We start from the raw sequence: 202 nt of genomic DNA, 5'->3' as shown, positions 1-202 counted from the left end.
CCAACGGCCCATGCATCAAACGTTGCGGCTGTATTGTTCGACTTCCAATGAGTTCCTTTGAAGTTTCGGCCAGCAACAAAAACATTGGTTTCTTCAAAGCTTGGTAAAAGCTTATTAATAATACCTAAGTTAACCTCAGAGTTATAACCAACTGTTTTTGCTTTTATGGAATTGTTCGCAACATAGCCCCAATTGTTGCTAG

General features: G+C 39.6%; 1 protein-coding gene. It reads right to left on the bottom strand.

Annotated elements, in window-relative coordinates:
* The coding region (locus tag C2M25_RS22135; RefSeq protein WP_234003625.1) for a hypothetical protein at positions 1-202 on the bottom strand (202 nt) is incomplete at both ends.

This window comes from Pseudoalteromonas sp. T1lg21 (assembly GCF_002964625.1).
Taxonomy (GTDB): Bacteria; Pseudomonadota; Gammaproteobacteria; order Enterobacterales; family Alteromonadaceae; genus Pseudoalteromonas; species Pseudoalteromonas gelatinilytica.
This window is presented reverse-complemented; position numbering and strand designations above follow the sequence as displayed.